Annotated in this window: 3 protein-coding genes; 1 reads left to right on the forward strand and 2 read right to left on the reverse strand. The window is 57.4% G+C overall.

Annotated features, from left to right (window positions below; all coding sequences use genetic code 11):
- The first annotated feature begins 122 nt into the window (after positions 1-122).
- Positions 123-827, forward strand: coding sequence for a Uma2 family endonuclease (locus tag NW837_RS08515; protein ID WP_414330670.1), 705 nt, complete (start codon positions 123-125; stop codon positions 825-827).
- A 43-nt stretch (positions 828-870) separates the two neighbouring features.
- Here the strand turns inward: NW837_RS08515 and NW837_RS08520 are convergent, their stop codons facing one another.
- Complete coding sequence (locus NW837_RS08520; RefSeq protein ID WP_414330672.1) at positions 871-1,347, reverse strand: urease accessory protein UreE; 477 nt, start codon at positions 1,345-1,347, stop codon at positions 871-873.
- Positions 1,344-1,682, reverse strand: a complete 339-nt coding sequence (locus tag NW837_RS08525; RefSeq protein ID WP_011433606.1) for a hypothetical protein — start codon at positions 1,680-1,682, stop codon at positions 1,344-1,346. Before NW837_RS08525 ends, NW837_RS08520 begins: the two co-directional genes overlap by 4 nt.
- Between the last annotated feature and the right edge of the window lie 194 nt (positions 1,683-1,876).

Genomic DNA, 1,876 nt, shown 5'->3' on the forward strand with positions numbered 1-1,876 from the left:
AAACAAACAGAATGCTATCGCTGCATAGTTGAACAGTGATGTTCAGCAGTGTTCAGCGTAAATGTATCAGTCATCGATATTGCTCCGCAACACTGTCGCGACTGCTGGTAAGAGAGCTGGTCATGAGCGTCAGTAGCCCTTCCTTCCGTGAACTGCCCATCTTAGAAAGCGGCGATCGTCTCACCCGCGATGAGTTTGAACGGCGCTATCAAGCCATGCCTCAGATCAAAAAAGCCGAGCTGATTGAGGGAATTGTTTACGTGGCATCTCCCCTCAGATATCGCCGACATGGCAGACCACACAGCCACATCATGGCCTGGCTGGGAGTTTATGAAGCAGCAACGCCGGGGGTTGAGTCGGCGGGCAATCCAACCGTTCGCCTGGACTTGGACAATGAGCCGCAGCCAGATGCCATATTGCGGATGCACGAATCTTGTGGGGGACAGTCCCGCATTAGCGAGGATGACTACATTGAGGGTGCACCGGAGCTGATTGTGGAGATTGCCGCCAGCACAGCTTCCTACGACCTGCATGATAAGCTGCGGGCCTACCGGCGCAACGGCGTGCGGGAATATCTGGTCTGGCTAACCCAAGAGCAAGCCTTTCGCTGGTATGTCTTCCAGAATGGAGAGTACGTGCAGCAACAGCCCAATGAGTTGGGCGTTTTGTACAGTCGGGTGTTTCCGGGGTTGTGGTTAGCCGTGGACGCGCTGCTGACGGGCAACATGCAGCAGGTGTTGGGTGTGCTGCAAAGGGGAATTGAGTCGGAGGAACACCGAGAGTTTGCAGCGCGGTTGGCAACCCGAGAAGCAGAGGCTGGAGCCTAGGCCATGAGTCGGAGGGACGGGTTTGCGCTCGCAAAGGCTCAGGTTAATGGCTGTGGGCCAACAGGTTGGGCTCGAAGACAGCCATCTCCAACCGAAACGGGATCCCCATGTGGGCCAGCCAGTCCTGCAGCGGATCATCGGCCAGCGCCAGGATCTGCCCTTGGGGGGAAACGTGGGCCGGACGGTGCCAGTTGCCCAGTTGATGAATCACTTGGCCCATCTGGATGGGGTTTTCAGGTTGAATCAAGAGCACCGGTTCGGGTTGGGCTCTGACCCGAATGTGTCGCTGCGCATCCGCATAGAGCAGATCCCCATCGTGAAGATGGGTGCCGCGGGGCAGCATCAACTGGATCTCGGTGCCCCAGTCGCTCACCAGCCGTTGCCGGGATCGCTGGCGGTCGTGCCAAGTGAGGGCAACCACTTCCAAGTGGCCGGGGATCCCCTCTGACGGCTCGTCCAGCAGTTGCGTCACCGTAATGGCCGCGGGCTCCTCTCCCGCAGCATGGGCATCTTCGCTCATGTTAGGGACTCCAGATATTGGCTGAGGTCTTCTTGAAGGCGAGAGAACTCCACTTCGGTGGAAAGGCGCAGCACCTTGGTTTTCAGAGTCACCAGCACCTTGGCTGCGTGGGGGCCAGCCCAGATGTTGGGGTTGCAGAACATCTCCAAGCTGAAATCTTCAGTAGGGTAACGAAACTCAACCGGCTCCTGAGGCTGCTGTCGGGAACGGATCTTGAGTCGCTCCAAGAGGATTTGCAGAGCCTTGTGCCATTGTTGTGCCGCCTCAGGCGAAAGGGAGAAACTGGCCGAGCCGGTTGCGAAGTTGAGGGCAAACTGAGGAAAATGGGTAGTCATGGAGGCCCGTACCGTTCGCGAAGCGTCCTTTGGAGGGCAGCATTGGACAACAACAGTATCTTACGTCAGCTCTTGCTAATGGGCGTGGGCACAACCACTCTGCTGGCAGAACAGTTGAGAAAGGCTGCCGACGACTTGGTGCAGAAGGGGCAGCTCAACCCAGAAGAGGCATCCAATGTCATCAACAACCTGCT

The organism is Synechococcus sp. R6-10, assembly GCF_047461815.1.
Taxonomy (GTDB): Bacteria; Cyanobacteriota; Cyanobacteriia; order Thermostichales; family Thermostichaceae; genus Thermostichus.